This window comes from Psychrobacter sp. G, from assembly GCF_000418305.1.
In the GTDB taxonomy this organism is placed as follows: Bacteria; Pseudomonadota; Gammaproteobacteria; order Pseudomonadales; family Moraxellaceae; genus Psychrobacter; species Psychrobacter cryohalolentis.
In genome coordinates this window covers 2,919,750-2,946,325 of record NC_021661.1, presented here as the reverse complement: position 1 = coordinate 2,946,325, position 26,576 = coordinate 2,919,750, and the positions used below count along the sequence as shown (strand labels likewise).

Here is a 26,576-nt window from a genome sequence, read left to right as displayed (position 1 = left end):
AGTGAATATGACCGCCACTGAATTACCTGCCAAGCCTAATACCAATCTTTGCAACGCTCCTTTCGATGCGCTTGTTAATGCGCCTGTTGAAGCTGTTATTGATAACTCGTCTGCAGGTGATAGCAGGCTTGATGACAGCTTTGTTGTTATTGACTGGCAAGCGCCATGGCTGTGTCACTTAAATCAGTTAGATTATATAAGTCACGCCATTACTCAGCTAAGTGGCTTAAAGAACGACCCTGCTCAGACAGATAAAATTGAAAACTCACCTGATATTATCGCCAAGGTTTTAAATACAGTGTTGCAGCAACAGGCTGATGACCTACTTCAGTCATTACCGCAAACCAAACCTGCACTAAACAATCAATCCCACACCTTACGATTTGTCTCACAAAATGCGCTGCCAGAAGGCGAAGCGTACGAGAGTTTTATCGGTACGACTGGTAATATTCCGACCCGTAATAATTTGCATGATTTATTTAACGGTAGCATTTGGCTAACCTTTCCTAAGACCAAAGCCCTGCTGAATTATTATCATATGCTTGAAATCAATCAACAAGGTATTGGTGCCAGTCGCGGGCGTGTCCGCGATACCATTACCGTACTTGATGAGAACGGCGCGATTTTAGTGACAGCAGAGCCTAGTATTGGTGAGGCACTAGTGGATTTTGACTGGCAAAAAAGTTTGGTAGAACCGCGCGAGCAGTGGGATAAGCCAAAGCAATCGAATAACCACTCTCGGGCGGCGGTTTATATTTTTGGTCATGCACTATTAGAGAAGCTACTTCAGCCGCGCAAGGCATTATGCGCCCATAGTATTGTTATTTATGTGACGCCAGATTTTTTTGTCTTATCGCTATCTGAGCGTATTAGTCATTTGGATCAGAAAGTAGCTGATTATATGGAGGCATTATTATCACAACCGGATGTGACACCGCGCAAACTGTCTCCATTGCCTATTTTGGGTGTGCCGCATTTTTGGGCTGAAAATGCCAAGCCTAACTTTTATGATGATAGCCAAGTGTTTCGCAGTGGTCGCCGTCAAAAATAAAAAGATAAGGGAATACCTTACGAGTTAACCGTTAATGCTTAACCGCTAAAGCATTGTTACGTTTACGATTGTGCCACGATTTGACTACGTCTAGACGTTAACAAAGCTCGGGTTATTTGTTATGGTAAAAGGACGTTACTGTTAAATACTAAAGATATGCTTATGTCTTTTGTTACCTAAGATTTTGTTAGTATAAAAATACAGCGGTCTATTTTTCTTAGCAACTCTTATGAGTCATTAATTTGAGTTGTTAATAACAGCTACTAAAGTTAGCCATTAAATTCATTTAGTAAAAATTTAAGCACTATTATTTAGCCACCAATTATCAGCATAAATGCTTATTGATTGATAGTCATATTAGTTCAAGAGTCATTTATGTTCAGGATCTATAACAACGATAAGGAAGCTACCATGAGTGATATTTTTAATGTAAAAGACACCATTACGGTCGATAGCAAGGACCATACCTATTATAGTCTGCCCAAGCTAACCGAGACTTACGAAAACATCAGCAAGTTACCATTTTGCATGAAAGTCGTTTTAGAAAACTTATTGCGTAATGAAGATGACGGGCAGTCTGTTGGCAAAAATCACATCGAAGCGGTCGCCAATTGGGATGCAGGCGCAGAAGCGTCAAAAGAAATAGCCTTTATGCCAGCCCGTGTTGTCCTGCAAGATTTTACTGGTGTGCCATCGGTAGTCGATTTGGCAGCGATGCGTGATGCCGTAGTTGAGCTTGGCGGCAAAGCTGAGCAAATTAACCCGTTTATCCCAAGTGAATTGGTCGTCGATCACTCAGTACAAGTCGATGCTTATGGCCGCGAAGATGCCATAGATCTTAACGAAAAGATTGAGTTCAAGCGTAATAATGAGCGCTATGAATTTCTGCATTGGGGCAAGAATGCCTTTAAAAACTTCGTTGTCGTGCCACCAGCCACAGGTATTGTGCATCAGGTTAACTTAGAGTACTTGGCCCGTGTGGTAATGGCTGCTGATGTCGACGGTGAGCTGACCGCTTATCCTGATACGGTATTTGGTACTGACAGTCACACTACTATGATTAATGGTATTGGTGTACTTGGTTGGGGCGTGGGCGGTATTGAAGCGGAAGCGGCAATGCTTGGTCAGCCATCATCAATGCTCATCCCACAAGTGGTTGGTTTTGAGCTAAAAGGTAAGTTAACCGAAGGCGTTACTGCAACGGATTTAGTGTTACGCGTCGTTGAGATGCTGCGTGCGCATGGTGTGGTTGGTAAGTTCGTCGAATTTTATGGCGAAGGCTTACATAGTATGCCACTTGCAGATCGTGCCACCATTGCCAATATGTCACCAGAATATGGTGCAACCTGCGGTATTTTCCCGATTGACCAAATGGCGATTGATTATCTACGTCTATCAGGTCGTGATGAAGCCCAAATAGAGTTGGTTGAAAAATATGCCAAGGCGCAAGGCTTATGGCATGATGCAGATACGCCAGCAGCGACCTACTCAAGTAAGTTGGAATTGGATTTATCATCAGTACAGCCCGCACTTGCTGGTCCGAACTTGCCACAACAGCGTATTAATCTATCTGATATGCATGAAAAATTTGGCGAAACCTTGACGGCGATGACCAAAGACCGTAAGAAAGAAGTTGAAGCCAAGGTTCGCTTCGATGAAGAAGGCGGTAAGCAAGAGCAAGCAAAAACGCTCGCGGCAAAACCTAATCCTTTTTGCGCGGAAGGCAGTACTTACTGCACGGTCAAAATCGAAGACGAAGAGTATAGATTGCGTGATGGTTCTGTCGTTATCGCAGCGATTACTTCTTGTACCAATACCTCAAACCCAGCAGTGATGATTGGCGCAGGTTTGGTTGCCAAAAAAGCCGCGGCAAAAGGCCTAACAGCTAAACCATGGGTTAAAACTTCACTGGCTCCAGGGTCAAAAGTAGTAACTGATTATCTTGAAAAAGCCAAATTGATGGATGAGCTAGAGAAAATAGGCTTCTATCTGGTTGGTTATGGCTGTACCACTTGTATCGGTAACTCAGGTCCGCTATTAGGGGCGATTGAAGAGGCTATCGAAGAAGGTGATTTGGTTGCCGCTGCTGTACTATCAGGTAACCGTAACTTTGAAGGTCGTATTCACTCGCACGTAAAAGCCAGCTACTTGGCATCACCGCCATTGGTAGTCGCTTATGCGCTGGCAGGTACTGTCGATATTGACTTGACCACGCATCCGCTAGGACAAGACCAAGAAGGCAATGATGTATTCCTAAAAGACATCTGGCCAACGTCAGAAGAAATTAACGAGCTAATTGCCAATAATATCGACGCCGATATGTTCCGCAAAAACTATGGCGAAGTGTTTGACGGTAGTGCAGCATGGAACGCGATTAGCTCAGCCGATAGCCAGCTGTATCCATGGAGCGAAGAGTCTACGTACATTAAGAACCCACCGTTCTTTGATGGCATGACCATGGAGCCGGAAGGTATCCCTGATATCGAAGGCGCGCGTATCTTAGGGTTGTTCGGTGATTCAATCACCACCGATCATATCTCACCAGCTGGTAATATCGATGCTGATTCTCCTGCGGGTAAGTACTTGCAAGGGCGTGGTGTGATGGAAGCTGACTTCAACAGTTATGGCTCACGCCGTGGTAACGATGCGGTCATGACTCGTGGTACTTTTGCCAATATCCGTATCAAAAACGCCATGATGGCGGGCAAAGAGGGCGGTTATACCTATTACTTCAATGGCGATAGCGCCACGCTAAAAGACGGTCAAGAAATGGCTATCTATGATGCGGCGATGAAGTATAAAGAAGACAAGCGTCCGCTCGTGGTACTTGGCGGTGCAGAATATGGTTCTGGCTCTAGCCGTGACTGGGCGGCGAAGGGAACAATCCTACTCGGTGTAAAAGCGGTATTGACCAGCTCGTTTGAGCGTATTCACCGCTCAAACCTAGTCGGTATGGGTGTCTTGCCATTGACCTTTAAAGATGGTGAAAATGCAGCGACCTTTAACTTAGACGGCTCTGAAGTGCTTAGTATCACAGGTCTAGATAATGGTGAGAGCAAGACCGCCAAAGTCACGGCTACGCGTGCCGATGGTTCGTCTGAGAGCTTTGATGTCAATGTCATGTTACAGACGCCAAAAGAGCGCGAGTATGTGCGTCATGGCGGTGTATTGCACTATGTGCTACGTCAACTGGCAGCTGAGAGCAAAGACGCTGCGTAATAATTGATTAGACTTAGTATGACAAAGAGCCCAATCATATGATTGGGCTCTTTTATGCAATATTATCGTGCTTAGGTAATTTTATTGCTCAACCTTTCTCAGTCAGCAGCTTGACTCCCATGCCGATAAATATCACACCGCTTATTCTATTTAAAATTACTTCAATAGTAGGATTCTTACGCAGATTTTCACTGAACTTTGACGACAGTAATGCCAAGCACGAGAACCACATAAAACCGGTCGTAGCAAAAGTTAGCCCAAGACCTAAAAAAGACAGCATGCTATTACCGTAACTCGAGTCGATAAACTGTGGGAAGAACGCCAAAAAGAATAAGGCGACTTTTGGATTAAAGGTATTAGTTATGACCCCTTGCTTATATATCTGCCACCTATCTAACGGTCGAGTAGACGCTAATTTTTCTTCAATGGGTAAATTACTGGCAAGTAAAGGTACTGGTTTGCTAGTCAGCATTTTAAAGCCTAGATAGCATAAGTAGCTTGCGCCAATATATTTCACTAGCGTAAATGCAAATGGTGAATTAGCTAATAGGACGGACAATCCGAGCGCAGCCAGCAAAGTATGTACTAAAATACCAGAGATAATACCAAATACAGAGTAGAATCCTGCAGTTTGTCCCTGTGACATACTACGAGTAATGATATACATGCTATCGGTGCCAGGGGTTAGGTTTAACAAGATAGCTGCCATGACAAACCCGAGATAATTCTCAATACCAAACATAGCCAATACTTCCTTGTGATCGCAGTTAAGCTCGATATGTTATAGAGCGCCTTTGCATTCTATCAATATTCCCAAAGGTTTATATAGCCTTGCTCGCATTTTTCAGAAATGACAGACATAAAAAATTCCAGTCACCGTATGATGACTGGAATTTTTTATTGTTCGCTTACTAGTCTAATCTGATGCTAAGCAAAAGTGCTAATAAGTGACGCCGTATAGTGGCGTCCCCAGGGGGATTCGAACCCCCGTTACCGCCGTGAAAGGGCGGTGTCCTAGGCCTCTAGACGATGGGGACGCATAGAGTGTTATAACCAGTGGTTACAACGGTACTTCACAATATCAGATAGCTTAGTAAGTAAGCATTGCCTAGGTGCTGATATCGTCCTACTAGCGAGTATTTACGTTAAAGTTTCAGTGAACTGAGCTTTGCAATAAATAGTATGGTGGAGCTAAACGGAGTCGAACCGTTGACCCCTTGCATGCCATGCAAGTGCTCTACCAACTGAGCTATAGCCCCTCGCTAAGAGTGTGCGTATTTTATGTAAGACCAGCAGTCTTGTCAACTGCTATTTTAAAAATAATGCATAAATATGCAAAAAAAAGTGTTCAAAGCTATTTTATTAACTTACTAAGCCCAATTTAGCGTGGGTTTTGCTGACTGGCTATCTCTTTGATGGCTTTATCGGTAAAGAATTCTTCTTCAGTACCATCTGAAAAAATAACTGCACCGCATTCTGTGGGGATATATTGCCCACCTTTTAGTTGTACTGTGCTGATACCTTTAAAACCAATGATGTCAGATTCTTTCAATCGATCGACATTATGATTGATATAACTGCAATAAGAGAGATATATCCACTTTAAGTCATCAAAGTCTTGACCGGTCGTGAGGATTAGCTTGGTATCGTATAGCTCTTTTATGATTGCATCATAGTATTTTTGAGCTTCTTTTAGCGTGTTAAAGACATAATCTTTACTTTCTATTGTGACGGTCTTGGCTGCCATTTTTATTTCCAATTTAAATATTAAATAGAGATTCAGTATTCGTATGCAAATGCTGAGATTCATGTAAAGAGGGGTCAGTAATAGCCTGACCCCTCTTTTTTATTCACTAATAGTATTATGAATCAACAATATTATTAACAAACAACTATTCAGCTGCCAAAAAATCTGGCAACTCTGCCGCTTGTTTCTCTAGTTTTTTCAGCTTCTTTTTGCCCAAACCACCAAGTACGTCAATCGCATGACGCAAGCGTGTCAATGTCATATCAGCGCCGATAATTGCCATAGAGTTCATGACTGGCGTCGATGAGGTGCTACCAGCGATAGCGATAAAGAACGGTGCCATAAAATCGCGCATTTTAATATCAAGATGTGCGGCAAGACCCTTGAGGGTGGCGTAGATATTTTCTTCTGACCACGTTGGCAAGACTTCTAGCTGCCAAAGCGCTAATTGCAGCATCTCAGTAATTTGTTCAGCCGAGAGTAATTTATGGGTAAAGCTCTCAGCATTGATATTAGGTAAGTTCTGGAAATAAAAGCCACCCCAATTAACTGCATCAGACAATAATTCAATACGAGGCTGAATCGCTGCTGCGATAGCGGTTAATTTATCGCTGTTACTTGCCCAGTCGAGGATTTTGTTTTTGAGTTCTTCTGGCGTTAGCGCCCGTAGCCATTCGGCATTAAGCCAATTGAGCTTTTCGATATCGAAAATAGGGCCGCCAAGTGACACACGCTGAATATCAAAGCTGGCAATCATTTCATCCAAGGTAAATTTCTCAGCTTCGTCAGGCATTGAGTAGCCCATACGACCAAGGTAATTTAGCAAGGCTTCAGGTAGCACGCCGGCATCACGGTAATACGTGATAGAGGTAGGGTTTTTACGCTTAGACAGTTTTGATTTATCAGGGTTACGCAGTAATGGCATATGGCAAAGTACGGGCATCTCCCAACCAAAATACTCATAAAGCAGCTGATGTTTCGGCGCAGAGTTGAGCCACTCTTCACCGCGCAACACATGGCTGATGTCCATCAAGTGGTCATCGACAACGTTGGCTAAATGATAAGTCGGCATGCCGTCGGTTTTGAGAAGCACTTGCATGTCCACTTGCGTCCAAGGAATCTCGACCGTACCGCGCAGCATATCTTGTACTTGACAGACGCCTTCGGTTGGCACACGCATACGAATGACGTTTGGTTTGCCCTCAGCAACCAATTGCGCAGTTTTCTCTGATGCTAAATGGGCACAGCGACCGTCATAGCGTGGTGTTTCGCCATTGGCCATTTGCTCAGCGCGCATAATATCTAATTCTTCACTGCTACAAAAGCAGCGAAACGCATGATCGTTTTCTATCAGTTGCTCTGCATGCTTTTTGTAGATATCACTACGCTCGCTTTGACGATAAGGCGCGTGCGGACCGCCGATATCTGGACCTTCCGCCCAGTCGAGACCGACCCAATGCAGTGCATCCAAAATCATTTTTTCAGATTGCTCTGTCGAGCGCGTTTGGTCGGTGTCTTCAATACGCAAAATAAATTCGCCGCCATGAGCTTTGGCAAAGGCTAGATTAAACAGTGCGATATAAGCAGTGCCAACGTGCGGGAAGCCAGTAGGCGAAGGGGCAATACGGGTACGAACAGGGCGTATGCTATTAGTAGAAGTAGATGGTTGCATCATAAAAATCTCAGAATGTTGTTGTTAATGAATGGGACAGTCAAAAGTAGTAGTGAAAAGTGAAAATATGAACGAAAGAATGGAAGTCAACGTTGAAAAATAGCGTAAAATATAGCGCTAGTATAACAGAGAGATGGGATATTTTTAACGAAATGCCCTTCTAGCGCTTGACTACCCGTGTATCCTTGCGATAATAATGTTAGGTAAGTCATAACTTGTTTATTTTCATCTGATTTTTTACTATTACTGGTCAATTTGACCATCATCTATTGAGTTGTTTGTGTCCATATCGAATAGTAAGCCAAAAAATACGCCAAATGCTAATCACAATCCTTCTGACCCTGATCATTCTATGTCAGCGGCGAGTCTGTTTTCTGAAGAAAGCACTTCTACTCAAAAACTTATACAAGAGTCTAGTGAAGATCAAGCTACATCTGACGAATTGAGTTTTGCCCATGATGCGGTGCTATTGCAAGAAGCAGTCGCCGCAGTGTTGGGTGTCAAATCTCTACCGAAGCAGACAGACGACGAAAGTCAAAATAGCTTGCAAGCAAGCGGTATCTACGTCGATGCTACCTTTGGTCGTGGTGGCCATAGTCGCTTGCTATTGAGCCAGCTTGCCGATGACGCAACCTTGATTGTTTTTGATAAAGACCCAACGGCCATTAGCGTTGCTCGTGAATTGGCAAATAGCGACAGTCGCGTAAAAGTGGTACATGATAGCTTTGCGACGTTAACAGACAGTCTTGCTGCAATGGGAATCACCCAAGTTGACGGTTTAATGGCAGACTTGGGTATCTCATCACCGCAAATTGATGATGGCAGTCGTGGTTTTAGTTTTATGCGCGATGGCGCGGTCGATATGCGTATGGATACTAGCCGCGGGCAGTCGGTTGCTGAGTGGCTTGAGACGGTCGATGATGAAACCTTGGCCAATGTCCTTTATGAGTTTGGTGAAGAGCGTCACAGTCGCCGTATCGCTCGTGCCATTAAGCAGATGGACAGTTACGACTCTACTTTAGCATTGGCTGAAGTGATAAAAGTTGCGCACCCAAACTGGCAACGCGGCAAGCATCCAGCGACCCAGAGCTTTCAAGCGATGCGGATTTTTATTAACAACGAGCTTGGTGATGTCGATAACTTTTTAGAACAAAGTATTCCGATATTGAAGGTAGGCGGGCAGCTAGCAGTGATTAGTTTCCACTCCTTAGAAGATCGACGTATCAAGCAGTTTTTGCAGCGTCATAGTAAAGGGCAATATCCAGAAGATGAGAATCTACCGATGCCACCCAAGCGTCCACGTTACTTTAGTAAGCCAAAACGCGTCGGTCCAAGTAAAGCAGAGATAAGTCATAACCCACGCTCGCGTAGTGCATGGTTACGCATGGCAACACGTACTGATGCTGACTATGTAGCAGATGTTCATCCATGAATGCCATTATTAAATTATGTGGTTTAAATATGACTGAATGTTTTAATGATTACGCGGCTGTTAAAAAGCTGTAAACATTATCTGCTAGGCTCAGCAGTTACTTTTTTGCTTGGTATTGTTTTTATTGATGGTGCTGATGGCTTATAAGAGTTTTATAACTCGTAAATGGCTATCGCTTTTTATATTTTGAAGTTCACTTTTTTGAGATTGTCATGGCAATATCCGACAAACCTGTAAACCGCCGCGCCGCAACGCCATCAAATACCGATGTTGGTGCCTTATTTGTGCGTAAATTTAAAATATCAAATATCTATGTGGCTATATTGGTACTGTTGGCGGCTGGTATTGTATGGAGTGGCATCAAAACGGCTGAAGGTGTTCAGCAATATCATCAGGATTATAAAACCTTGCAAGACATGAAAAAACAAGAGCGAAAATTACAAGTTGAGCATCAGCGTCTGCTTATTGAACAGCAGACCTTTAGTGCGACGCCGCAGATTGCCAGTCGTGCGGTTTCTGAATTGGGTATGTTTTCACCGACACTCAAAGATAAGTTGATTATCCAGCCAGGTGCTGCGACAGCAGTTGCACTCGTGGACCCTGATGCCAGTACTCCAGACACTTTAACGACGAATGATTCTGATGTTTTCGAAGTTGATGCTGTGAGCGATGCACCCGTTAAGACTGCTGCTACCGATTCTGACCTAGCGGAGGCAGGACAATGAGCGATAAAAAACCCAGTGCTAAAGCGACCAGCAAAAAACCCGCCAGCGGCAAGGTTACTAAGCCACTACGCCGTGCTAGTGCGGCCAAATCTGGGCAAACGAGTAGCAAGCCTGACCATAAATCAGATGATGGCCGTAAAGCCAAGCTATTTGGTCGCTTAAAAAAGAATGAAGAACAGGGTGCTTATACCAGTGTCAAAAATCTAAAAAGCAAAAGATCAATTTTGGGTAAAGCATCTGGTGCTTCCTCTCGCGGCGGTGTCGAACAAGATAAGAACCGTTTCCGTTTGATTTGGGGTATAGCGCTGCTTATTTTGGTGGCACTTATCGGTCGTGCTTACTACATTCAAATTGCCAATACTCAGTTTTATCAAGATAAAGGCAATGAGCTCATCACCAGTGTACGCACGCAAAAATCCTATCGTGGCATGATTACGGATCGCAACGATTTGCCATTGGCTGTCAGTGCACCACTTGCGACAGTCTCTTTTAGCCCACATGACTATGCCCGTGAATACTACGAGCTTAAGCGTATTATTATCACCAATCCTGAAAGTCCGCAGCTTATCGCACGTATGCAAAAGCGCTTGGATAATATGGATTTGACGACGCTTGCGGCGGCTGCCAATATCTCAGCCGATGAGCTAAAAAGAGTGACAGCTATCGACCCTACTATTGATGTAACGGATGAAGTGGCAGTCAAAGCAGCGCTGCCATCGGGTGCAGGCTCGCATTATTTGCCATTATTAAATAAGGTAACGCCGGAGATTGCAGAAAGCGTTAGCTCGCTTGATTTTCCTGGTGTTAATGAGAAAAACTTTTTTCAGCGCTATTATCCGCAGCCACAGCCTAACTCGCAACTACTAGGTTTCATGGGACAAAATGCCAACGATCCTGAAGGTGGTTATGAAGGACGTGCTGGTATCGAACGTCAGTATGAGAAAGATCTGGCGGGTGATGATGGTAAGGTTTTGGTGCTCAAAGATGCCAAACAAAACAGTCTTAAAGAAATCAAACAGGTTGAACCAGAAGTACCAGGCAAAGATGTGACATTGACCATTGATTCGCGTTTGCAATATTTGCTTTATAAAGAGCTAGAAAAGGCGGGGCGTTTGCAAAAAGCGCGCTGGTCGACGGGCATGGTAGTCGATGTACAAACTGGTGAAGTACTGGCGCTATCAACATGGCCGTCATTTAACTCTAATAATCTCAATGAGATGACGGGTGAAAATCAGCGTAACCGTGCGCTCCTTGATGTCTTTGAACCCGGTTCAGTCATGAAGCCATTCACCGTTGCTGCGGCTTTAGATTCAGGGAAATACACTGCCACTACTTTGATCGATACCAATCCTGGCTCTATCCGTGTCCGTGGTTATACGATTCGTGACCATAATAATTTAGGGCGGATCACGATGGCAACGCTACTACAGAAATCTAGTAACGTCGCCTCGACCAAGATTGCTTTGTCTCTACCGGCTGACGGCATTACCAATATGCAAAGACAGTTTGGCTTTGGGGCAAAAACACCACTGCAATTCCCAGGTGAAGGCAGTGGGCTTGTGGTGACACCAGAAGAAAAAGAAACTTCGAGACGAGCAACGGTCAGTTATGGCTATGGTATACAGGTGACGCTGGCACAGATAGCGCAAGCTTATTCAGCGCTGGCGGCAGGTGGCGTCATGCATCCGCTAACGTTGAATAAAAATGACAAAGCGCTACCAAGCAAACGTATTATGGCGCATGAACAAGCGATGGCCATCGTACAGATGATGGAAAGTGTCACAGAAGACGGCGGTACGGCTAAAGGTGCGGCTATTGATGGTTACCGCGTTGCTGGTAAAACAGGAACCTCGCGCCGTATCAATCCAAAAGGTGGCTACTATACTGACCAGTATCGTAATGTCTTTGCGGGTATGGCACCCGCTTCTAATCCAAAACTGGTCGGTGTCATGTTAATCGAAGACCCGCGTGGTCAGATTTATGCTGGTTTAACCGTGGCTCCTGTTTTTCATAATGTCATGAAAGAGGCACTACGTTTATATAATGTGCCCTTAGATAAGCCGCTCAAAACCGAAGCTCAATAGATATAAAAGTAAATTTTTTAATATCCACCTCTTAACTATTTGATGTGTTTTAACCGTTTAGGATTTGCCAATGACCCTGTCTACCTTGTCGCCAAGCAGTATCACAGTTACCTTGCAACAGCTGCTTGCAGCTAGTAGCAGCGACGATAGACATAGTCTACAGCAGGTATTTACAGCGAATATGACCGCAGCTGTTAGCGAGTTATCGCATCAAATGACCTCTGTTCAACTGGATGCGGTGATCAATATTCCATTCCAGCAGTTCTGTTTAGACAGCCGTCAACTAGCCAGCAACGACGTGTTCGTCTTGTTAAAAAGCCATACGCCAAATTGCCAAAAAAGCCGTGACCACCTTTATCAAGCCGCTAACAATGCGGCTTTTATCCTATCGGAAATCGACCCTATTGCTTTGCTTACCACCGCTAATGTCCCGCCTCACGCCAATCTCGAATTGACTAAAACCGATAATGCAAAATCTATCGCACAGCAGCAATTAGATACTTTGCCTTGCCCCGTATTATATATACCTCATATCCGTGATTTTCTGGGCAGCTTAATTCAAGCACGTTTACAGTATCAGCAGCCCGTGATATTACCAACTGTCATAGCGGTGACGGGCACCAATGGCAAAACCACCATTAGTCAATTGGTGGCGCAATTGACGCAGCTGACAGGTATAAGCAGCGCAGTTATGGGCACGGCAGGTAATGGTAGGCTTGGTGCTTTGGTACAAGCCAGCCATACCACGGGCGATGCCTTAGCGGTCCAGCAATTTTTATATCAAATGGGTACAGAGAATGCTGAATTATTGGCATTAGAAGCCAGCTCACATGGTTTGGATCAGCAGCGTCTGCAAGGTATGCCAGTGTCGGTTGCGATTTATACCAACCTGAGTCGCGATCATTTAGATTATCATGCTGATATGGCAAAGTACGCGGCGGCTAAAGCCAAGCTATTTGATAAAGCCCATTTTCCGGATTTGACCCACGCTATTATCAATATCGATGACGAGCATGCCCAGATTATGCTTGATACGGCACACGCTAGCCAATTAATAGTTTGGACGTATAGTTTAGACCCATCAAAATCTGCAACCTTTGTTGCTGCTGGAATCAAGCCAAGTTTACAAGGTGTTGAGATTACGCTACGTACTGACTTTGATAATACGGATTTTAAAAATAAAGAAGCCAATAGCATTAATATCGTCAGCCCATTATTGGGGCGTTTTAACGTGGCGAATTTACTTGCTGCTATCGCAGCTGCCGTAGCTTTAGGCATTAATCTTGAGCGGATTGCTGCAGTCATTCCGCAACTGCAAGGTGCGGTTGGGCGTATGCAGCGTGTACCATCGAATGATGGTTGTTTCATCGTCGATTATGCTCACACCCCTGATGCACTCAGTCAGGTGCTTGCTAGTCTAAAAACTCATTGTAAAGGCCAACTATGGGCAGTGTTTGGCTGCGGTGGCGACCGTGATGCGGGCAAACGTCCTTTGATGGCGCAAGCAGGATTGGCAGGCGCGGATAAAGTCGTGTTAACGGCAGACAATCCACGTACTGAAGACCCCAACGCGATTTTGCAAGATATGCAGGCAGGGATGAGTACTGAACAATATCAGCGTACCCATATTGAGCCTGCGCGCCAAGCAGCGATTGAGTATGCGGTCAATCAAGCAGCGGCTGATGATATCGTCGTTATCGCGGGCAAGGGTCATGAGACCTATCAAGAAATTAACCATGTTCGTTATGATTTTGACGACAGTGTTATTTTGCAAAACGCCTTAAAACAAGCAGGGCGTGTATAGCATTTATAGATAAATAATAGCGCTTACAGTTAGTTTTCCATGCTATTTAAAAAGTATTAGTCGTTAACTATAAAAAATAAATAAGTAGTCATCATATATAAGGTAATCATTATGACAGCCGACAACGATAACAGCATTCAGTCGCAAGGGCTGTATGTTTGGCAAGCAGACAATCTGCTCGCGGCAACCGCAGCACTCAACGGGCATTGGCAGCTGAGTGAAGGACAATCCGGCTCAGAAAACGATGTAATGAGCACTCGTATTGCCACCGATACCCGTACGATAAAGCCTGGTGATATATTTTTAGCGTTAACGGGTGACAATTTTGATGGTCACGATTATCTCGATACTGCCATCGCGCAAGGTGCGGTTGCGGCTATCGTCGCCCGCCCTATTGCTACAGCTGATGCAAACAGTATTCCGCAGTTAGTGGTGAGCGATACCCGTTTAGCGTTAGGACAATTGGCTGCATATCGTCGTCAACAGCATCAAAATTTAACCGTTATTGCTATTACTGGCTCTAGCGGTAAGACCACCTGTAAAGAGATGCTGGGTAGTATCTTTGGCAGACTTGCCCCAACGCTTATCACGCGTGGCAACCTAAATAATGACTTGGGCGTACCAATGATGTTGCTCGAATTATCCGACCATCATCGCTATGCCATTTTGGAATTGGGCGCAAACCATATTGGCGAAATTGCTTATACTACGGAGATTGTCCAGCCAGATGTTGCGTGTATCTTAAATATTGGTACAGCGCATTTGGGTGAGTTTGGCAGCCGTGAAGGGATTTGCCAAACCAAGGCTGAGATTTACCATACCTTGAATGACAGTCAATTTGCGATCGTTCCTGACAAAGATGATTTTACCAATCAATTACGCCGTATCGCTGAAAAGCATACGTCACACGTGATTGGCTTTGGTAATACTGATGTTAGTGCCAGCCATTTAGATGTCGAGCCTGAGCGCAGTGAATTTAAGCTGCATATTGGCAATCAAGTCCATGATATCAACTTGCCACTAGCGGGCGAGCACAATGTCAATAATGCTTTAGCCGCTGCTGCCTGTGCCCATGCATTAAATATTGAAGTTAGTGATATCGTCGTCGGACTTGAAAATGCGCGTCCTGCCAAAGGTCGCTTGAACAGTCAGCTGTTAGGCATGCATCGACTGATTGATGATACTTATAATGCCAATCCACATTCGGTACGGGCGGCTGCCAAAGTATTGGCAGCGCAAACGGGTACGCAAGTGATGGTATTAGGCGATATTGCTGAGTTAGGTGAGGCTGCAGTGAGCGAGCATCGAAGCTTGGGTCGTACCATTGCGACCACAGGCATCAATGTGCTGCTTTGCGTTGGTGAATATGCCCCTTATACAGTCGAAGGTGCGCAGGAGATTTCTGATATCAATGCCCATGCGTTTACCGATAAAGACAGTTTATTGGCGTACTTGAAACCTTATTTGCAAGCGCAGCAGGCGCAACCTTGTACGGTGTTGTTTAAAGGTTCTCGTTCCATGGAAATGGAAACACTTATCAATGCGCTAGTCGAGGAGTAGGCGGTGTTAGTTTGGTTGTTTAGCTGGCTTGGTCATTATTATGCCCCGTTTTATGCGGTTTCTTCTTTGACGCTGCGCGCGTTACTGGCGGTCATTACCGCCCTTGCTTTTAGCATGGTTTTTGGTAATCGCGTTATTCGACGTTTGCGGTCGCTGAAGTACGGTCAGGCGATTCGTAATGATGGACCACAGTCGCATTTGGTCAAAACTGGCACCCCGACCATGGGTGGGGTGCTGATTTTGAGCGCAATTGGGGTATCAACCTTGCTTTGGGCGCGTTTGAATAATCCGTACGTTTGGATTTTGCTCATTGTCATGATTATCTTTGGTGCGGTAGGCTGGGCGGATGATTGGCTCAAAATTAAATATAAGAACCCCAAAGGTCTAATCGCTCGCAAAAAATACTTTTGGCTCTCGATGGGCGCATTGTTCGTCGGCATTTCTTTATATTATATTGCCACACTGCAGCCAGATATTGCGACGACTCGCGAGATGCAGGATTTATTAATACCTATCTTTAAAGATTGGATGATTCCATTTTCGGCAGTGCCGTTTGGTATTGGCTTTATTATCTTTACTTACTTTGTGATTAATGGCGCCTCTAACGCTGTCAATTTAACTGATGGCTTGGATGGCTTGGCGATTTTGCCAGTGGTCTTGGTTGCTGCAGGCTTGGGCGCGATGGCATATGTCTCCGGTGACGTACGCTTTGCGGATTACTTGCACGTACCTTATATTGCCTATAACTCTGAAGTGATTATTGTCTGTGGCGCGATGATTGGCGCAGGGCTTGGCTTTTTATGGTTTAACGCCCATCCAGCGCAAGTGTTTATGGGTGATGTGGGTGCGCTGTCACTGGGCGCAATGCTCGGTACCATTGCGGTAATGACCCGTCAAGAAATCGCTTTCGCAATTATGGGCGGACTGTTCGTTGCAGAAGCATTGTCGGTAATGCTACAGGTTGGCTCATATAAGCTACGCAAAAAGCGCGTCTTTCGTATGGCACCGCTGCATCACCATTTTGAAGAGATTGGCTGGAAAGAAACCCAAGTGGTCGCAAGGTTTTGGATTATCGCCATTATCTTGGTTATCCTTGGATTGATGACGTTAAAGCTGCGTTAGAACAGTAACTCAGATTAATCTCGATATTCTTCGTTAAAAAGCCATCTCAACAAGTTTGAGATGGCTTTTTTGTTTTCTATTCTATCTTCTCTTTTCTCATGCCTTTTATTACTTACTGAGGATGAATTTTGATAAAATAACAGCCATATTACTATTATTTGAGATACCTGTGTCCTTATTTATTTGTCCCCTTTGTCAGTCGCCACTGCAGCCCGCAATCGATACATGGCGCTGTGATGGTAGCTTGCACCTGAAACAAACTGCGCATCCTTTTGATGTGGCGCGTCAGGGTTACGTTAATCTGCTGCCCGTCCAACAAAAAAAATCTAAAGCACCAGGTGATAGTCAAGCATCCATCGAGGCACGGAAACGATTTTTAAATGCAGGGCATTATCAGCCATTACAGGCACTGATATGCCAAAAAATGGTGGAACTGTTAGCAAAAAACGAGTTGCCATCTGAACAAACTGGTAAACCAGTCAATTGGCTGGATATCGGTTGCGGCGAAGGTTATTACACCCAAGCGATGGCTCAGACGGGTATGAATACACTTATTGCGGCAGATATTAGTAAACCTGCCATAGTAGAGCTTGCAAAAGTGAGCAAGGCAGCAAGTTCTCTTTGGAATCAGCAAGATAAGAACGATAGTATTAAAACAGCAGTGATTTATCCATTAGTAACCAGTGCTGCTCATTTGCCCTTGCGTGCGCAAAGGATCAATGGGATTAGCAGTATTTTTAGTCCCATTCTGCCAGAAGCGTTCAATGAAGTATTAAGCGATGAGGGTTATTTAATCATTGCTAAGCCAGATATCGGTCATTTAGCAACGATGCGTGAGGCTTTGTTTGACGATGTCCGTGAGCACGATTCTGACAAGTTTTTGCAGGAATTAGCGCCATATTTTACGCTGCTTAACACTTATAATGTCAGTACTGAGTTAAAATTATCAGCAGATGATTTGGCTGATTTGCTGACTATGACTCCTTATGCATATCGTGCGCATAGCGAAAAAAGACAAGCGTTACTAGCTTTAGTTGCAACCGAAACATTTGCAACTGAAGCCAAGTTTGTCATATATATTTTGCAGAAAACAACGAACTTATAAGTTTACTTATCGCTATGTCATCTTATCAAGACACTTCACAAAATAACCTGATGGGCTTAAAGTAAGAGGCTTATAAAACAGGTCCCATCGTAGCAATGATGTTGTTCCAAATCCTAGAAGATAGTGGCCAGTTTTTGACCTCTTCACGTGTTACTTCGTCTGAGTCAGCGATATATTGGTATTGGCGCTCGATAATATCCGCCGTCAGCTTTTTATCGCTAAAGACAACGTTATTCTCATAATTCAAATCAAAGCTACGCAAGTCTAAATTGGTCGAGCCAATCAAGCTAATTTCACCATCAATCGTCAAGGTCTTAGCGTGTAACAAGCCTGGTTTATATTCATAAATTTTTACGCCCGCTTCGAGCAATTGCCAATAATAACTGCGACTGGTCGCGGCAACGATAAAGGAATCGTTATTTTTTGGAAAAACCATCGTCACTTCAACCCCGCGATAGGCGGTAGCGCATAAAATACTGACGAGTGAATAATCGGGCACAAAATAAGGCGTAGAGATAATCAGCGTCTCTTGCGCTTGGCTAATCAAAGCACCCAAAAACTGTGGCGTGGTACCGTGCCGCTGAGTAGGGCCATCTGAAAAAACTTGGGCAGGAAAGCCATTAGGCTTTGGCGTGCTATTATAATAAAAGCTATCAAGCGGAGTGTCTGGATTTTCAGTCAACCAATCACTGGCAAATAACATCTGATTCTGCGCGACCACAGGTCCTTCGATACGCAGCATAATATCGACCCACGGCGCATATTTTGGCTTTACCATAAATTCAGGATCAGCACAGTTACGACTACCAGAGTAACCAATTTTGCCATCAATAACGGTAATTTTGCGGTGATTACGCAGATCAATACGGCTAAACAGCATTACTTTTACAAAGTTGGTCAGTGGGAGAGCTACACTGACTTGTACGCCAGCATCTTGCATTTCTTGCCATATCTTTGAGCTCACCATCTTCCGTGAGCCCATGCCATCAACCATTGCTCGACAAGTAACGCCGCGCTTTGCTGCTCGGATGAGAGCTTGCGCGGTATCAATACCCATGCCATCGACAAGCCAAATGTAATACAGCACATGGATATGGTCTGTTGCAGCATCAAAATCAGCAATCATGCGTCTGCGTGTTTCGCTTGCATCTGCCATGAGCTCTGCCTGATTACCCTCCATAGTATGAAAACCGGTGGCTTTTGCTGCATAAGCAAAGGAAGCTTGATAAGCGGGCTTGATCATCTTCTCTAACGTCGTCTCATGACCAAGAACGCTTGGACTATGAGTATTTAATCGCTTAATGATATCGTCGCGTTTTTGCCCAAAGTCATGACCCAAATGCACTTCACCAAACATCCAGTAAATCAGCACGCCAAAATAAGGCAAAATAAACAGGATGACAATCCATGCTAATCTGGCAGGCGAGGTCAAATCATGGCGAGATAAGACCCGTAAAGAAATCAGTATCAGTAGGATAAAATGTATCGTCAACAAAATATCTACGATCATAACAGCGTCCCTTATTATTATTTTATATCTAAAAAGTATCAATCGCTTTAACTAATCAAAAAGAGAAGTACTATGAAAACCGTCTAGTATTCTCCAAAAAGCCAACCGCTGACAAAGGCAAAGTACTCTCTAAACCACGCGTTATAGCGGATGGATAACGGAGTAGGGCTGGCAAGCATAATAGGTTGCACGTAGCCTTGATGCCGAGCGATGTTTGCGGCGCGAATAATATGAAAATCACTGGTCACGATAGCGATGGGCGCTTTAATAGAAATGCCTTTTGCCGCTAATATCTCTTGGCTATAAATAAGGTTTTCTGCTGTACTCGTGCTTTGACCTTCTTGCAAAATATGCTTAAGAGGAATGTCATATGTATCGTACAAGTAGGTTGCCATAATATAGGCTTCGCTACGTGTCTGACCAAAACCTATACCACCGCTAGTGATGACTAGCGCGCTTTTTTGTGAATCGATAAGGGGCGCGGCAGTATCTAAGCGTTTGGCAAGTGTTGGTGTGGGTTTGCCTGCGACCGTACCTGACCCTAGCACAATGATGGCAGCGACTTCAGGTATGGGTTTAGCACTTTGTTTAATCTGCTGCTGTAATGCATAAGCAAAAATACCAAAACTGATTAACCAGATAAAAAACACCATCCATAGCCCATACCACAGACGGCTTAACCAACGATTTTGGCAGATAAATCTTATTATGTTACGCCAAAAAATACCATGAGCAACAAACACCATACCTACTAAGAAGGGTACAACAGAACCAAAATTTACCTTACCTACTGCCATCAAAATCGTACAGTCGACGATCATAAGGCTACCGATAAGGGTTAATATAACTCGCACTGGCATCATGAAGTTTTTTGACAGGGGTATACGATTGTTTAAAGGCAATATATTCAATGGATCTTCTATGGTGATATTAGTTTGGACGCTTTAGCATGTCTGATAAGAGACTGGTTGATCCCATGATAACGCACCCTGTTTTGAGATAACGTCTCATTGTTGTTACTAGGAAAGGCAAATTCAATGATAAGGGTGGAAGAGAGAGTTAAAGCGGTTTAAGGTTGAAGAAATCATCCATTAATGTAAATTTAGTGCTAAGAAAATCATAGAAGGTGATATCAGAAAAACAAGCATGAGAAAACTATAAGATTTATCTTAACAGTTTTTAAGGGGTATTTAGGAAGGGGTAGGACAAGACAGGAAAACAGGGAATGACCAAGATTGGCGGTGAAGGAGGGATTCGAACTATTAACATAAGACTTTGATTTTTAATGTATTTAATTTTAAATACGTATTTATAGACCAGCTATTAGACCAACATCATTCAAGTGTTGGATGCAGGGTAAATATCGGGATTTATCTCAGAATAAGTTGAAACTAAATGTTTCTACGCTTTAGTTTCAAAACTATATTATCACTAAAAAAGGTTTTTTGAGGAATATAACCATTGTAAATTGATTCCTGCTAGAAAATTGATCAGAAAGTTAAGTGCTCTCAGTTAGCGAACATCGTAATTCCTAGCTTTATAAGAACCTCTAAACCTATCGTTACTAGTTAAAGGCTCATATAAATCAATTAAAATACAGTCTTAAAGTGCCATAAAAGCATACTTATATAAATAATAAAACTATCAAGTTTTATAATGGTGCATATAAGCTTAATCTTGTGAGTTATCAGGACTCATAGTTGCAACTAAGTCTGTAAACCTTTCTCCTTGTACTGAGACATGTTCTTTGATTAAACGCTCAGCTAAATCCTCATCAGCACTAATAACTGCATCTACGATCCTTTGATGCTCTTCAAAAGAATGTTGCATGCGGTTATTTACTCGAAGCTGCAAACGCCTATATGGATGTAGTCGATTGTGTAAATTGCTTGCTTGCTCTATAAGAAAGCTATTATGACTAAGTTGATATAGGAAGAAATGAAACGTCCTATTTGCTTCATAATAGCTTTCTGTGTTCTGGTCCATTAAGTACTGTTTACATTGATTATGTAAAGACAGTAGCTCAACTTTTTCTTCTTCATTTATTCTTCTGGCAGCTAACCTTCCACACATTCCCTCAAGATATGCCATTACTTCAAACATTTCAAATAGCGTCACAATATTTAAAGTAGGGATGATTGCACCTCTACGTGGGCGTATTTCTACTAATCCTTCAGATGCTAAAAGTTTCAAAGCTTCACGAATAGGTGTTCTTGATACACCATATTTTTCGCAAAGCTTTGCTTCATCAAGTTTAGTACCAGGAGGAAGCCGACCGTAAATGATCTCGTCTTCTATTTTTTTACTAACTTGTACTGATAAGGGTAAATCATCAATTAAACTCATAATACCTCAATTTGTATACAATATATATTTTAATAAATACAATATGGTTGCACTTTAAAACTATCTGTATTAGATTATATCAAACAAGTGGGTAGTAGGTGATAGATCCTTCCAAAGGTTTTGAGCTCTATTAAGGCTTATATTCTTTATAAGGTAGGGGTAGATAAGGAAATTCGAAGAACCCTGAAAGACATCATCAAGCTACAATTATTTGCGCTTGTATCTATATCTAATTGTTATTAATTTAGATTCTTATTTATACAGCCCGTATATCAAGTTAGATATTGCCAAAAAGGCTGTCATGATATCCAAGGAAGGTTTTTATGATCATATATGGTACTGCTTTATTGGCGGTTAGCTATTTGCTAGGAGTTTTTCTTGGTGGATTGTTAGGAAAAATATTAGGGGTTGACGCTAATATTGGTGGTGTAGCTATCGCAATGATTCTACTAATTGTCGGCAAAGAAATGCTTGCTAAAAAAGGTTATCTACCTAAGTCGACGCAGTTTGGTGTTCTATATTGGGCAGGTATGTACATCCCTATCGTTGTTGCGATGGCTGCAGGACAGAACGTAGTCGCTGCACTATCTGGCGGAATGGTAGCAGCTGTTGTTTCTGTTATTGCGCTTACTGCAACTGTCTTTGTCGTACGCTTACTTAATAATATTGGTAATGATTACGATACATTCACTTGGGATGATACTGAAGAGCATCGTGACCAATTGTGAGTGTCTCATCAATATTATCAACACTATAAGAAAACTGAAACTACCAATTCAATCGCGCAATGGAGTAATTAAATGGACTTAATTATAGAAACCCTCACTAAAAATGCCTTTGTAACTGCTCTAGCAGTAACAGGCCTAGTGATGCTCTTCTCTCAAATACTATCCAAGTACCTAACAAACAATAAGCTACAGTCATCTGCAATTGCTATCACCCTTGGTCTCATTGCTGCCTATTTTGCTGGTTTATATACTGGTGGTGAAAAAGGCATTTCCGATATAGAGCTTTTCTCTGGATTTGCTCTTTTAGGTGGCGCGATGCTCAGAGATCTTGCCATTGCATCTACTGCTTTTGAAGTAGACGTTAAAGAAATAAAGCGTGCTGGGAAGATTGGTATTGTTGCCTTGATATTGGGCTGCGTTATACCGTTTGTGGTAGGAGCCGGTGTTGCATGGACATTAGGCTATAGAGATGCTGTCTCTATGACCACTATTGGAGCAGGTGCAATGACTTACATTGTGGGACCTATTACAGGTACAGCAATTGGAGCAAGCTCTGATGTGATTGCTTTATCCATTGCCATTGGTTTGATTAAAGCCGTCTTCTTTATGATCGCAACCCCTTTACTTGCCAGATTTATGTATCTTAAAAGCCCACGTTCAGCCATGATTTTCGGTGGCTTGGTAGGTACTACTAGTGGAGTAGCAGCTGGCTTGGCAGGTACTGATGTAAGGCTGGTTCCATATGGAGCATTGGTAGCCACTTTCTATACGGGCCTAGGTGCTTTATTAGGACCATCTATATTTTTCTTAACACTAAACGCAATATTTTAATAAGTAGAGAAAGGAAGTCTTATGAAAGCGAATATTGACAAAAAAGTATGGGATACACAAAAAACTAGACGGCTTACCAAACTAAATGCTGCAAAAGACAAAGGATTAGAAAAACTAGTCCCGAGTGATAGAACAATTGAACTACTGGAAACGGTACTTGCACCTGAAGATAAAGTTTGTATTGAAGGTAATAATCAAAAGCAAGCTGACTTTTTATCTGAATGTTTGTCTCAATGTAATAATGAAGTGCTAAACGACTTGCATATATTACAGTCGGTTTTAGCACTACCCAGCCATATCGATATATTTGAAAAGGGTATTGCCAGTAAAGTAGATTTTTCTTTTTCTGGTCCACAAGCATTAAGATTAGCAAAGCTGGTTCAGCAACAAAAAATCCAAATTGGCTCGATTCATACCTATCTAGAGTTATATGGTAGGTATTTTATCGACTTAATACCGAATGTGTGCTTGATCACAGCACATTCTGCCGATGCAGAAGGTAACCTATATACCGGTCCAAATACTGAAGATACACCAGCAATTGTAGAAGCCACGGCATTCAAGAGCGGTATTGTCATTGCACAAGTGAATGAGTTAGTAGATAGCGTTCCACGAGTTGATATTCCTTCGGATTGGGTGGATTTTTTCATTGTTGCACCTAAGCCTAACTATATAGAGCCTCTGTTTACACGTGATCCAGCCCAGATTACCGAAGTACAGATATTGATGGCAATGATGGTTATAAAAGGTATTTACGCTCCCTATCAAGTCAAACGCTTAAACCATGGAATTGGCTTTAATACAGCAGCAATTGAGTTGCTTTTACCTACCTACGGCGCAGAATTAAACCTCAAAGGTAAAATTTGTACTAACTGGGCACTTAATCCTCATCCGACTATGATTCCAGCGATAGAAAGTGGGTTTGTGGATAGTATTCATAGCTTTGGCTCAGAAGTAGGGATGGATGAATACATTCAAAGCCGCCCTGATGTATTTTTTACAGGCAAAGATGGAAGTATGAGATCCAACCGTGCTTTTAGTCAAACGGCAGGTTTGTATGCTTGCGATTTATTTATAGGGGCAACTTTACAGATTGATCTACAAGGTAATAGTTCGACAGCGACGGTAGACCGCATTGCAGGTTTTGGTGGGGCTCCCAATATGGGGTCAGATCCACATGGACGTAGACATTCTAGCTATGCATATCTCAAAGCAGGTAAAGAAGCGACAGATGGACGCGTGGTAAAAGGTCGTAAGCTAGTGGTGCAAATGGTAGAAACTTATCGTGAGCATATGGATTCTGTCTTTGTGGAAGAGCTTGATGCATGGCAACTACAAGAAAAGATGGGAAGTGACTTTCCACCCATCATGATCTATGGCGATGATGTCACACATATTGTGACCGAGGAAGGTATCGCAAACTTATTATTGTGTCGCACTCCAGAAGAGAGAGAGCAGGCCATTCGCGGTGTAGCGGGTTACACACCTGTCGGTCTGCAACGAGATCATGAAAAAGTCAAAGAATTAAGACAGCGTGGGATTATCCAAAGACCAGAAGATATTGGCGTAGATGCTTCAAAAGCGACGAGGGATTTATTGGCAGCCAAATCTGTCAAAGATTTAGTGAAGTGGTCCAATGGTACTTACTCTCCACCAAGCCGTTTTAGAAACTGGTAAAACAATACTAAGGATATAACTATGAATGTACTTAATTTCGACTTCATTTCACAACCAATCGAAAATATCAAAAAAGAAGTTATTTGCGGTGTGGTTGGGTCAGGCAACTTAGAAGTATTAGTAACACCGCTAGCGAACAATGAAAGTAGCAAATTCATTATTGATACCTCAGTCGCAGGCTTTGATCATATTTGGGAGACTGTGTTAAAGGATTTTTCTAGTCGTTATGCAGTAGGCGGATTGGAGTTTAAAGTCAATGATATGGGTGCGACTCCTGCAGTAGTGAGTTTACGTTTAAGCCAAGCGATTAATATCTTAGAGGAAGAATCAAATGGATAATTCAAATATTCAACAAAGCTTTTATGAAAAGACGGCACGTAATCGAATCACGAGTATTGTTGATAAGAATAGTTTTCAAGAAGTTCTTAAACCCGGCAGTATCCCTGTGAGTCCCAACCTTGCCTCGTTAGATATTGTAGGCAGTTTTGATGATGGTGTCATTATTGGGCAAGCAAAAATTCAAGATGAGCCAGTATACATGATTGCTCAAGAAGGCAAATTCATGGGGGGTGCTGTAGGGGAAATACATGGGGCAAAAATTGTCGGCATGTTACTCAAAGCTATTGAGGAAAAGCCTAAAGCCATCATATTTTTGGTTGATTCAGGTGGTGTTCGCCTTCACGAGGCAAACGCTGGTTTGATCACGATTTCTGAGATTATGCGTGCGATGTTAAAAGTTCGAAATGCTGGCATTCCTATTATTACCGTCATTGGTGGTACGAATGGTGCCTTTGGTGGCATGGGTATATGTGCGTGCCTAAGTACGCACGTTATCATGACAGAAGAGGGACGTTTGGCTCTTTCAGGTCCTGAAGTCATTGAAACTATTAAGGGTGTAGAAGAGTTTGACTCTAAAGACAGGGCTTTAGTATGGCGAGTGACAGGTGGTAAAACACGTTATTTGCTCGATCATGTCGAGTTTTTGGTAGAAGACGATGTAAATGATATTACTCAAGGGATTATTGAGGCTCTTCAGCGACCTGCTGTGGATTTAGACTTACCGTATTTGCAGCAACAGCAAGCGTCATTGCAGAACCAATATGATCAGTGGTTTGGTGAGAAAGATAGTATACAAATTTGGCAGGCAATGAATATAGACAACCCTGAATCTATTTCCATGCTTAGCGCTCAACAGGTTAGAGCTATTAAAAAAGGATAATATCATGCAAACCAAAACAATTTTAGAAAAGCTTTTTCCCAATAATCTTGAGTATCGCATTGAGCATTCAATGATACGAGGTAGTGCAGACACTAAACTTGGGAGAGTTGAAATTATTGGTACAGTCGATTCTGCAGCTATGAACCAGCTGATTGCGATGACCCTTGCTAATGAGATATTAGATGTCATAGCAAAAGGTCAAAAAACACCCATCGTATTTATTGTAGACACGATGGGGCAAGACTCATCGAGAGCTGATGAGCTGTTATGTTTAAACAGAACATTTGCTCATCTAGCATCTTGTGTAGATTTGCTCAGACGTAGCGCTCATCCAAATATAGCCATTGTCTTGGGTGAGGCGGTTAGTGGTGGGTTTTTATCTTATGGTCTCATGGCAAATCAAGTATTTGCTATGCAATCAAGCCAAGTTAAAGTAATGGACTTAAATGCGATGTCCAGGGTAACCAAAATACCGTTAGATAAACTGAAGTCCTTGTCACAGACATCAGCCATTTTTGCTCCAGGTGTAGAGAACTATTATGCAATGGGAGCAGTTGATGATATCTGGAAAGAGCTTAATGAACATCTGGTCGAAAATGCTCTTGAATCCCAGCTGATGCATATTGATGATTTTCTTATAGATGATCGCCGGCAAGTAGCAGAAGAAAGAAAAGGGCGTTTATTATGCAACGAGATTGTTGAGTCAGTTCTGATGGCTTAATTCTAAGCAGATTTTTATAGAGG

21 protein-coding genes and 2 tRNA genes are annotated in these 26,576 nt (G+C 42.9%); 15 read left to right on the top strand and 8 right to left on the bottom strand.

Annotated elements, in window-relative coordinates; translation table 11 throughout:
* The first annotated feature begins 7 nt into the window (after nt 1–7).
* Together PSYCG_RS12360 and acnA are read left to right on the top strand one after the other, a co-directional pair.
* Nucleotides 8–1,051, top strand: coding sequence for a DUF3025 domain-containing protein (locus tag PSYCG_RS12360; RefSeq protein ID WP_020444472.1), 1,044 nt, complete (start codon nt 8–10; stop codon nt 1,049–1,051).
* Nucleotides 1,052–1,462: 411 nt separating this feature from the next.
* Nucleotides 1,463–4,270: an aconitate hydratase AcnA gene (gene acnA, locus PSYCG_RS12355; protein ID WP_020444471.1), complete on the top strand. Its 2,808-nt coding sequence runs from the start codon at nt 1,463–1,465 to the stop codon at nt 4,268–4,270.
* A gap of 88 nt (nt 4,271–4,358) precedes the next feature.
* On the opposite strand, the gene PSYCG_RS12350 is transcribed toward acnA, so the two are convergent.
* The 5 genes from PSYCG_RS12350 to gltX all read right to left on the bottom strand — a co-directional run bounded on the left by PSYCG_RS12350 (nt 4,359) and on the right by gltX (nt 7,692).
* Nucleotides 4,359–5,012: a LysE family translocator gene (locus PSYCG_RS12350; RefSeq protein ID WP_020444470.1), complete on the bottom strand. Its 654-nt coding sequence runs from the start codon at nt 5,010–5,012 to the stop codon at nt 4,359–4,361.
* Between the two features lie 219 nt (nt 5,013–5,231).
* A tRNA-Glu gene (locus PSYCG_RS12345) sits at nt 5,232–5,307 on the bottom strand.
* A 146-nt stretch (nt 5,308–5,453) separates the two neighbouring features.
* A tRNA-Ala gene (locus PSYCG_RS12340) sits at nt 5,454–5,529 on the bottom strand.
* Between the two features lie 122 nt (nt 5,530–5,651).
* Nucleotides 5,652–6,017: a hypothetical protein gene (locus PSYCG_RS12335; protein ID WP_020444469.1), complete on the bottom strand. Its 366-nt coding sequence runs from the start codon at nt 6,015–6,017 to the stop codon at nt 5,652–5,654.
* Between the two features lie 145 nt (nt 6,018–6,162).
* The gene (gltX, locus tag PSYCG_RS12330) at nt 6,163–7,692 is read right to left on the bottom strand and encodes a glutamate--tRNA ligase (RefSeq protein ID WP_020444468.1); all 1,530 of its coding nucleotides are present in this window, start codon (nt 7,690–7,692) and stop codon (nt 6,163–6,165) included.
* A gap of 277 nt (nt 7,693–7,969) precedes the next feature.
* Here gltX and rsmH point away from each other — a divergent pair, with 277 nt between their 5' ends.
* From rsmH to PSYCG_RS12290, 7 genes are all read left to right on the top strand, one after another.
* Complete coding sequence (rsmH, locus tag PSYCG_RS12320) at nt 7,970–9,121, top strand: 16S rRNA (cytosine(1402)-N(4))-methyltransferase RsmH (protein WP_020444466.1); 1,152 nt, start codon at nt 7,970–7,972, stop codon at nt 9,119–9,121.
* Nucleotides 9,122–9,333: 212 nt separating this feature from the next.
* The gene (locus PSYCG_RS12315) at nt 9,334–9,846 is read left to right on the top strand and encodes a cell division protein FtsL (protein ID WP_020444464.1); all 513 of its coding nucleotides are present in this window, start codon (nt 9,334–9,336) and stop codon (nt 9,844–9,846) included.
* Nucleotides 9,843–11,930, top strand: a complete 2,088-nt coding sequence (locus tag PSYCG_RS12310) for a peptidoglycan D,D-transpeptidase FtsI family protein (RefSeq protein ID WP_011514683.1) — start codon at nt 9,843–9,845, stop codon at nt 11,928–11,930. Before PSYCG_RS12315 ends, PSYCG_RS12310 begins: the two co-directional genes overlap by 4 nt.
* A 70-nt stretch (nt 11,931–12,000) precedes the next feature.
* Nucleotides 12,001–13,734, top strand: a complete 1,734-nt coding sequence (locus tag PSYCG_RS12305) for a UDP-N-acetylmuramoyl-L-alanyl-D-glutamate--2,6-diaminopimelate ligase (protein WP_020444463.1) — start codon at nt 12,001–12,003, stop codon at nt 13,732–13,734.
* 111 nt (nt 13,735–13,845) lie between these two features.
* A complete protein-coding gene (locus PSYCG_RS12300; RefSeq protein WP_020444462.1) occupies nt 13,846–15,294 on the top strand; it encodes a UDP-N-acetylmuramoyl-tripeptide--D-alanyl-D-alanine ligase in 1,449 nt (482 codons plus the stop codon).
* Between the two features lie 3 nt (nt 15,295–15,297).
* Entirely contained in the window at nt 15,298–16,416 is a 1,119-nt protein-coding gene (mraY, locus tag PSYCG_RS12295; protein WP_020444461.1) for a phospho-N-acetylmuramoyl-pentapeptide-transferase, read from the top strand.
* A gap of 163 nt (nt 16,417–16,579) precedes the next feature.
* Nucleotides 16,580–17,521: a putative RNA methyltransferase gene (locus tag PSYCG_RS12290; RefSeq protein WP_084674219.1), complete on the top strand. Its 942-nt coding sequence runs from the start codon at nt 16,580–16,582 to the stop codon at nt 17,519–17,521.
* 70 nt (nt 17,522–17,591) lie between these two features.
* Here the strand turns inward: PSYCG_RS12290 and cls are convergent, their stop codons facing one another.
* The 3 genes from cls to PSYCG_RS12275 all read right to left on the bottom strand — a co-directional run bounded on the left by cls (nt 17,592) and on the right by PSYCG_RS12275 (nt 21,377).
* Nucleotides 17,592–19,031, bottom strand: a complete 1,440-nt coding sequence (gene cls, locus PSYCG_RS12285; RefSeq protein WP_020444459.1) for a cardiolipin synthase — start codon at nt 19,029–19,031, stop codon at nt 17,592–17,594.
* 83 nt (nt 19,032–19,114) lie between these two features.
* A complete protein-coding gene (locus tag PSYCG_RS12280) occupies nt 19,115–19,852 on the bottom strand; it encodes a YdcF family protein (RefSeq protein ID WP_020444458.1) in 738 nt (245 codons plus the stop codon).
* 850 nt (nt 19,853–20,702) lie between these two features.
* Nucleotides 20,703–21,377: a GntR family transcriptional regulator gene (locus PSYCG_RS12275; protein WP_020444457.1), complete on the bottom strand. Its 675-nt coding sequence runs from the start codon at nt 21,375–21,377 to the stop codon at nt 20,703–20,705.
* 323 nt (nt 21,378–21,700) lie between these two features.
* Here PSYCG_RS12275 and madL point away from each other — a divergent pair, with 323 nt between their 5' ends.
* The 6 genes from madL to mdcE all read left to right on the top strand — a co-directional run bounded on the left by madL (nt 21,701) and on the right by mdcE (nt 26,553).
* Complete coding sequence (gene madL / locus PSYCG_RS12270; RefSeq protein WP_020444456.1) at nt 21,701–22,105, top strand: malonate transporter subunit MadL; 405 nt, start codon at nt 21,701–21,703, stop codon at nt 22,103–22,105.
* 72 nt (nt 22,106–22,177) lie between these two features.
* Nucleotides 22,178–22,936, top strand: a complete 759-nt coding sequence (gene madM / locus PSYCG_RS12265; RefSeq protein WP_020444455.1) for a malonate transporter subunit MadM — start codon at nt 22,178–22,180, stop codon at nt 22,934–22,936.
* A 21-nt stretch (nt 22,937–22,957) separates the two neighbouring features.
* Complete coding sequence (mdcA, locus tag PSYCG_RS12260; RefSeq protein WP_020444454.1) at nt 22,958–24,613, top strand: malonate decarboxylase subunit alpha; 1,656 nt, start codon at nt 22,958–22,960, stop codon at nt 24,611–24,613.
* A 21-nt stretch (nt 24,614–24,634) separates the two neighbouring features.
* Complete coding sequence (mdcC, locus tag PSYCG_RS12255; protein ID WP_020444453.1) at nt 24,635–24,952, top strand: malonate decarboxylase acyl carrier protein; 318 nt, start codon at nt 24,635–24,637, stop codon at nt 24,950–24,952.
* Entirely contained in the window at nt 24,945–25,832 is an 888-nt protein-coding gene (locus tag PSYCG_RS12250; protein WP_020444452.1) for a biotin-independent malonate decarboxylase subunit beta, read from the top strand. Before mdcC ends, PSYCG_RS12250 begins: the two co-directional genes overlap by 8 nt.
* A 4-nt stretch (nt 25,833–25,836) precedes the next feature.
* Entirely contained in the window at nt 25,837–26,553 is a 717-nt protein-coding gene (mdcE, locus tag PSYCG_RS12245) for a biotin-independent malonate decarboxylase subunit gamma (RefSeq protein ID WP_020444451.1), read from the top strand.
* The last annotated feature ends 23 nt before the right edge of the window (nt 26,554–26,576 follow it).